This window comes from uncultured Coprobacter sp. (assembly GCF_947855755.1).
In the GTDB taxonomy this organism is placed as follows: domain Bacteria; phylum Bacteroidota; class Bacteroidia; order Bacteroidales; family Coprobacteraceae; genus Coprobacter.
This window is the reverse complement of record NZ_CANUAR010000049.1, coordinates 1-6,629: the sequence shown is the minus strand read 5'-3', so window position 1 is coordinate 6,629 and position 6,629 is coordinate 1. Positions and strand designations below refer to the sequence as shown.

Sequence of the window (6,629 nt, the reverse complement as noted above, 5' to 3'; positions counted from 1 at the left end):
GTCCGGCGAAGAGATCGTCGCCGAGGACCTCAAAGACCAACTGGGTGAGTGAAGGGTAAATAGAAGTATGAAAAGTGCTGAGCGGGAAAATATAGTATGCACAGATTTTATTCCACAGAAAAATTGGAGCTTTTTAGACTCACTTAAAAGTCAGACTTCAGAGGATTGGGAAGCAATAGGCTGGCGAAATAATGGGTTGAGAAAGAACAGATTATCCACAATTAAAAGACTTTTTGGATATTTCTCTCATTCGTTTGGCCTTTTTGTTCATCGAGGAAAGTATAAAAGTATCGTAGCCTGGCAACAATTTTACGGTCTTTTGTTTGCTTACTATTGTTTGATGTTTCATGTAAAAAAGAGAACTAGATTGATTATTTTGACTTTTATATTTAAGGAAAAGCCTGGAATTCTTGGTAAAGCATATAAAAGTATCATCACGAAAATCGTTCGTTCGGAATATGTAGATAGATTAGTTGTATATTCGCAAACCGAAATGGAGTATTATGCGAAGAAATTTGACGTGGAACAATCAAAATTTATATATCTTCCCTTAGGAATAGACGATAAAAAAGATTTGGGAAAGACCACCGTATCCTTACCCAAGAAATTCTATTTGTCTGTTGGCAGAAGTAATCGCGATTATGATTTCTTGTTGAATGTTGCTTCCTCATTACCTTATCCACTAGTCGTATTATGTGATACTATAAGACAAGAGATTCTGCCAGATAATGTTATTTTCTATAATGATATAGCAGGCGACGAATACTTAAAAATACTTGATGAGTGTGAAGCCGTTCTGATAGCATTGAATGATCCAAATATTTCGTCGGGTCAGTTAGTTATGCTTCAGGCAATGCAGTACAAAAAACCGATCATAATCACAGAAGCCAATTCGATTAGAAGCTATGTAAAAGATGGATTTAACGCGTTGATTTGTCGTAAGGACGAGGCTGAGTTCCTTAAAGCAGTTCAGCGTTTAAATGATAATCGTGGCTTATATAATGATTTGATAGACAATGGATATGTTGAATACTTGTTGAAGTACTCAGCCACTGCATTAGGCAGCAATGTTGGAAAAGCGTATTTGGAATGTATTTTAGAAAAGTGATTGTATCTAAATAAAAATGAAAACATCCGTTATCACAAGACACGCGATATCGAATTACGGCTCTTTGTTGCAGGCGATCGCAACGCAGCAGTTGATCGAAGGACTCGGCCATAGTTGCGAGATCATCGATTATATCCGCAGAGATGAGACTTATCGTGATCAGGAAAAAACTCTCCTGAAAGGAAAAACATATAATACTTCGTTCTTGAAACGGAGTGTATACTTGGCTTTGCGTCAACCGGAGAGTATCGCAGCAGGTAAACGCTTTGAAAGAATGCAGAGCAATATCTGCATAACTAATGAAGAGGGGCTTAAGGATCTATTTCAGCAAAAACAGCGTTAATTTTAATAAATCTGTTATGTGAATCAGCTTCTTAACCACTTAGGTTTTTAATGTAAAGATATAAATTATGGTAAATGTAGCGGTTTTAATGTCCACATATAACGGTGAGAAATATTTAAAGGCTCAGATTGAAAGTATTCTTTCTCAAAGGGGAGATTTTCATTTAGATTTATGCGTCAGAGATGATGGATCAACCGATCGCACGAGGGCCATTCTGGAAAGTTACGCTGCAGAGGGAAAATTGACATGGTATTACGGGGAAAATTTAGGTCCTGCTAAAAGTTTTTTTGACTTGTTATATCATTCTCCAAACTATGAATATTATGCTTTTTCTGATCAGGATGATGTTTGGTTTCCAGATAAAATACAGCACGCAATATCTGCGCTGAAAGAGTATGGTGATCATCCATCTTTATACTTTGCACGCGGCAAAACGGTTGACTCCGATTTGAATGAACTATCGCAAAAAGAGAGAACGCCCGTGTTAAATTTGCAATCTATTGCTGTTTGTTCGTTTGCTGCGGGCTGTACCATGTTATTCAATAAAACGTTGGCTGGAATTCTGCGTTCCAACTCTATTCCAAACCAAAGCATCATGCATGATTACTTTGTGTTGCTGCTTTGTAAAGCTGTGGGAGGAGATATTTTTTTTGATGACAGATATGTGATGTATTATAGACAACATGGAAATAATGTTATCGGTTCTGTTGTAGGAGTAAAAAATAAGATAATAGATCGATTAAAAATGATTTTTGTGCCTTGCAAAGTAAGCATTGCGAACCAAGCAAGTGAGATTTTAAGATTATACAATGAAGAAGTAGATTTTCCATCAAAAAAAATACTTCGTTGTGTTGCAGATTATAAGCATAGAATTTCGTGTCGTTTAAAATTAGTTTTATCTCCAAAAGTAAAATCTTATAGCTGTCTTGCTTCCTTTGTTGTTAAACTTTCTCTTTTGTTGGGTAACCGATGATTTTTATCTTAATTGGTATCGTAATAATAATATATAGTTTCTTTAACTTTAAAAAAGGATTTAGTTTATATTTGTGTTATAAGTTGATGCTTGTAACAAATATAACACTGATATCAACACCGGGATTGCCGTTACTCACGCTTGAGATGGCGATGACTTTGGTGTTTATGTTCATGTTTTTCGTTCATGGATCTAAATATCAAAGAGCACATACGAAGTTTCCATTTGCAATTCCTTTTCTGATTTATGGCGTTGTTTTGTTGGCTTCATCTATGTTTTCCATGGCTGGGTTTGGTGCAGAAATCTCTAATTTCATTAAGCAGTTATCTGAGAAGATTATTTTAGTCTGGATGGCGTGGCAGCTTATTGAAACAAAGGATGATTTTAAATTTATATTCAAAGTTGTTACGGTAATTATTCTTGGATCCTGTATATATGGTCTTATAGAATACATCCTGCAAAGGAATCCATTAACTGAATATGAAGCTTCTTTGAATTCTAATAAAGATAAACTTATCGATTTTTCGTATGGTGCAGATTCGTATCGTGGATACCGTATAAATTCTATCTTTGAACATGCCATTGGTGCGGGGATGGTTTGGGCATTATATGCGGTTTTTGTTTTTATAATTATACAAAAAAAATATGTTACGATAGGGCAGATATTTATTCCTTTCATTACAGCAATATTGTGTATTCCTTGTATTTTGTTTACAAATTCCCGGAGCCCGCTGTTGTTTTTTGCTGTATCCATGGTGTCAATCGTTAATTTCAAATCAAAGCGATTTTATCCGTTGCTGTTATCTCTTTTGGTCGGCGCCGCGATAGCTGTTCCGTTATTATCCGATAAAATCATAAATGTGATCAAGAGCTTTTTTAGTGGAGATGCTGCCAATACTGTTGGGGGAAGTAATCTTGAGATGCGTCTGGATCAATTTGCCGCTGCCTTTGAGCTGATGTTTCAATCCCCGCTGTTTGGATTAGGTCCGAGTTTTAGAGACGTGATAGATAATAATCTTGTGGATCGTTTGCTAGGCGGAGAAAGTATATGGTTACAGGCCGTTCCGCAAATGGGTATTCTAGGCGTGGTAGCATATGTGGTTCAGGTCATTTATTTTATTGTGATCATCCCCAAGAGGTTTAAAAGCAGACAAATCTTTTTTGTATCACTTGCATATTGGCTGACTTATACGATAACATCCATTCCTGGATTTAATCATATGCTATTTTTTATATTTATCTTCTACTTTATTAAATCTTCTCGCGTTTACGGGCAAATGGTTAAAGTGGGGAATGTATATGGCCTTTATTTGAGAAAGGGAGTAATCCACTACAACGTAATAAGGCGTAGACCGGTTGTGATTAAGGAGCATTGATAAAATGATTAAAATCGCGCTATTCGGTGTGGCACTAAATTCCAATAATTACGGGTGTTCTGCGTTGGGGATATCTCAAATTGATATGTTGCAGAAGATTGCTGTGTCTTTAGACTTAAACGTTGAATACCATGTTTTTTCCGGTGAATCCTCTGCGATCTTGACGCCGCTGAGCAATTATATTCGAACAGATAACATTGTTTTTGAAAAGATAGTTCGATTTAGAACAGGTTTGCGTGGAATCATTCAACTGCGTAAGGCAATTTCTAAGTGTGATCTTGTAATCGATCTGACTTATGGGGATAGTTTTTCAGAACGAAGGGATCTCTAAAGGTGACGTCAGAATAGGGGACGATGTATGGATTGGCGAAAGAGCAATAATATATTATCTGGCGTACATATTGGTCAGGGTGCTGTAATAGCAGCTGGTGCAGTTGTAACGAAAGATGTCCCTCCATACGCTATCATGGGCGGTGTCTCTGCAAAAGTCATAAAATATCGTTATAATAACGATATGATCAAAGAACTTTAAAGATTGATTTTCCTAAATTAGGTAATAAAATGGTTTGGGCGCATATAGATGATTTATACAAACCATTAGAAAATATTGATCGGCTATCGTGGTTGCCTCGAAGGGAAAAATAGAATCAAATGTCTCATTTAGTTTCCAATAGAAAAATAGCAGCGAATTTAATAATGTCCGTGCTGGCACAGATTATTTCGATTGTTGTCAGTTTTATATTGGGATTTGTTGTCCCAAAGTATATTGATGAATTTCAGTATTCTTATTGGCAGACATTTATTTTATATGTTGGCTATGTTGGTGTTTTTCACTTTGGTTTGCTGGATGGAATAGTGCTGAGATATTCTCAATATGACTTTGACGAGTTGGATAAGCCTCGTGTACGTTCGCAATTTCAACTTTTATTGACGTTTAATTCCATTCTTACATTAATTGGCTGTATCGTCTCTGCATTCCTGTTTGATATTGTAACAAAAGAAATTGTTATACTGGTGTCGATAGGTGTTATTACAAAAAATATTTTTACATATACTTCATATTCCTTTCAAATCACTAATCGTATCACAAAGTATGCAGTGCTTGTTATTGCGCAACGTGCGGCGTATGCTTTGTTTGTCGTCTTTTTATTGGCTTGTCGCGTCAATGATTTTTATTGGTACTGCATAGCAGATTTATTTGGTGACGTGTTTGGTATTTTTCTCGGAGCAATCTTTAATCGTGGAATGTATTTTGGCAAGGGTATTCCTATTAAGGAGTGCCTTAAGGAATGCTGGATAAATGTTTCTGCCGGTATAATGTTGATGGTCGCAAATTTTTCTTCGAGTTTGCTTGTCGGCGGAGCTAAGATGATGATACAGTGGCGGTGGGATGAGCTGGTATTTGGACAAGTATCGTTTAGTTTTAGTGTTTCAAATTTGTTTCTTACATTTGTAACAGCGATCAGTGTGGTATTGTTTCCCTCATTAAAACGCATGAAGGAAGAGAACCTCCCCGACATCTATACGAAAATTCGCAACATCATATCACCATTGCTCTTTTTCGCAATGATCGTGTACTTTCCCGGGTGTTGGATCTTGGAAAAGTGGTTGCCAAATTATTCAGACAGCCTTGTATATCTCGGAATTTTATTGCCAATAATTATTTTTTCTTCTAAAGTCAGCCTCTTAACAAATAATTACCTAAAAGCGTATCGTAAAGAAAAATTAATGCTCGTAATTAATGTCGCGTCAGTACTGTTTGGTATGGCCATATTTGCGATAGGGGCCTACATATTGAACGACCTTGAATTTGTGTTGTATTTCTTAGTTGCAGTTATAATGCTTCGCTCGGTTGCCTCTGAAATAGCTGTTACGAGGATCATTAAAAAGAGGATTGCAAAGGATTTCTTGATTGAATTTGTGATGACTGTTGCTTTTATTGTGGCGGTGCGTTGTTTGGAGCTCTGGTGGGCTTGCTTGGCGTATGTCTGTATCTTTGTTATTTATGCTATAATTTATCGAAAGAGTATAGCCGCACTGTTGCATGTTTTTATTAATATGCTTAAGCGTAGTAAATCAGGGGCGGATAGCAGGGATAAATTGTGATATCACAATTAAAGCACAGAGTTTTAGTTTATTCTTGTGCTGCTGGAATGTATAGAAATCTATCTTGAACTTTTTGTTATCATAATATATCGGTTGTCAGGGGATTTCATTTGTGTTAAACTACTGATAAGCACGAAGCTGTGGAGGTATATTGGTGTAACGATAGCTATTATGATATCAAAATCAAATTTGATATATATTCTTTACGAAAGACGACCTAATAGGCTGACGTAACTTTAAGAGTTTCCTAATTCTGCCGTGTTTCAATATGCTATTTTGTTGGCGAAACCGGCATATTCTAAATTATGCCATCAGATCATAAACTAATTTTTCGCCCTCTCCTCTCCATCCTCCCCATGTTGGCAGTCATGGTCGGGATCTTCCTGTTTTCGGGGCAGCAGGGGGAGGCGTCGGCGGGGGTGAGCAACGGCGTAGGGGAGTGGCTCCTCGGGATCCTCGGCATCGAGATCCCGCCGGGGATGTCGGCGTCCAACGTGCCCATCGTCTTCGGGCTCACCATCCGCAAGCTCGCGCACATCTTCCTCTACTTCTTGCTCGGCGGCACGAGCTTCCTCTTCGCCGCCACACTGCCCGTCAAGGTCGCTGCGAAAGCCAAGCCCGCCGTCAGCAGTGGCCTCGCCCTCGTCATCTCATTGCTCTATGCCTGCCTCGATGAGGTTCACCAGTCCTTCGTGCCCGGTCGTGCGGCGCAGATCCAAGACG

Annotated in this window: 8 protein-coding genes; all 8 read left to right on the top strand. The window is 38.0% G+C overall.

The annotated features are described in order from the left end of the window. Window positions 1–67 precede the first annotated feature (67 nt). A complete protein-coding gene (locus Q0093_RS14600; RefSeq protein WP_297931945.1) occupies window positions 68–1,108 on the top strand; it encodes a glycosyltransferase family 4 protein in 1,041 nt (346 codons plus the stop codon). A 16-nt stretch (window positions 1,109–1,124) separates the two neighbouring features. After that, on the top strand, window positions 1,125–1,451 hold the full coding sequence (locus tag Q0093_RS14595) for a hypothetical protein (protein ID WP_297931942.1): 327 nt from the start codon (window positions 1,125–1,127) through the stop codon (window positions 1,449–1,451). A gap of 67 nt (window positions 1,452–1,518) precedes the next feature. Then, the gene (locus Q0093_RS14590; protein WP_297931939.1) at window positions 1,519–2,424 is read left to right on the top strand and encodes a glycosyltransferase; all 906 of its coding nucleotides are present in this window, start codon (window positions 1,519–1,521) and stop codon (window positions 2,422–2,424) included. An 86-nt stretch (window positions 2,425–2,510) separates the two neighbouring features. Then, window positions 2,511–3,800 (top strand): O-antigen ligase, encoded by a 1,290-nt coding sequence (locus Q0093_RS14585; RefSeq protein WP_297931937.1) that lies wholly within the window; start codon window positions 2,511–2,513, stop codon window positions 3,798–3,800. 4 nt (window positions 3,801–3,804) lie between these two features. After that, entirely contained in the window at window positions 3,805–4,131 is a 327-nt protein-coding gene (locus Q0093_RS14580; protein WP_297931934.1) for a hypothetical protein, read from the top strand. 27 nt (window positions 4,132–4,158) lie between these two features. Continuing rightward, window positions 4,159–4,332, top strand: a complete 174-nt coding sequence (locus Q0093_RS14575) for a hypothetical protein (RefSeq protein ID WP_297931931.1) — start codon at window positions 4,159–4,161, stop codon at window positions 4,330–4,332. A 119-nt stretch (window positions 4,333–4,451) separates the two neighbouring features. After that, window positions 4,452–5,906 (top strand): hypothetical protein, encoded by a 1,455-nt coding sequence (locus Q0093_RS14570; protein WP_297931928.1) that lies wholly within the window; start codon window positions 4,452–4,454, stop codon window positions 5,904–5,906. A gap of 356 nt (window positions 5,907–6,262) precedes the next feature. Beyond that, window positions 6,263–6,629, top strand: a 367-nt coding sequence (locus Q0093_RS14565) for a VanZ family protein (RefSeq protein ID WP_297931925.1), incomplete at its 3' end; no start/stop codon positions are given.

What these genes read in the sequence shown, in the direction of transcription:
- Q0093_RS14600 (WP_297931945.1), top strand. Translation starts at nt 68, where the DNA reads ATGAAAAGTGCTGAGCGGGAAAATATAGTATGCACAGATTTTATTCCA.
- Q0093_RS14595 (WP_297931942.1), top strand. Translation starts at nt 1,125, where the DNA reads ATGAAAACATCCGTTATCACAAGACACGCGATATCGAATTACGGCTCT.
- Q0093_RS14590 (WP_297931939.1), top strand. Translation starts at nt 1,519, where the DNA reads ATGGTAAATGTAGCGGTTTTAATGTCCACATATAACGGTGAGAAATAT.
- Q0093_RS14585 (WP_297931937.1), top strand. Translation starts at nt 2,511, where the DNA reads ATGCTTGTAACAAATATAACACTGATATCAACACCGGGATTGCCGTTA.
- Q0093_RS14580 (WP_297931934.1), top strand. Translation starts at nt 3,805, where the DNA reads ATGATTAAAATCGCGCTATTCGGTGTGGCACTAAATTCCAATAATTAC.
- Q0093_RS14575 (WP_297931931.1), top strand. Translation starts at nt 4,159, where the DNA reads ATGGATTGGCGAAAGAGCAATAATATATTATCTGGCGTACATATTGGT.
- Q0093_RS14570 (WP_297931928.1), top strand. Translation starts at nt 4,452, where the DNA reads ATGTCTCATTTAGTTTCCAATAGAAAAATAGCAGCGAATTTAATAATG.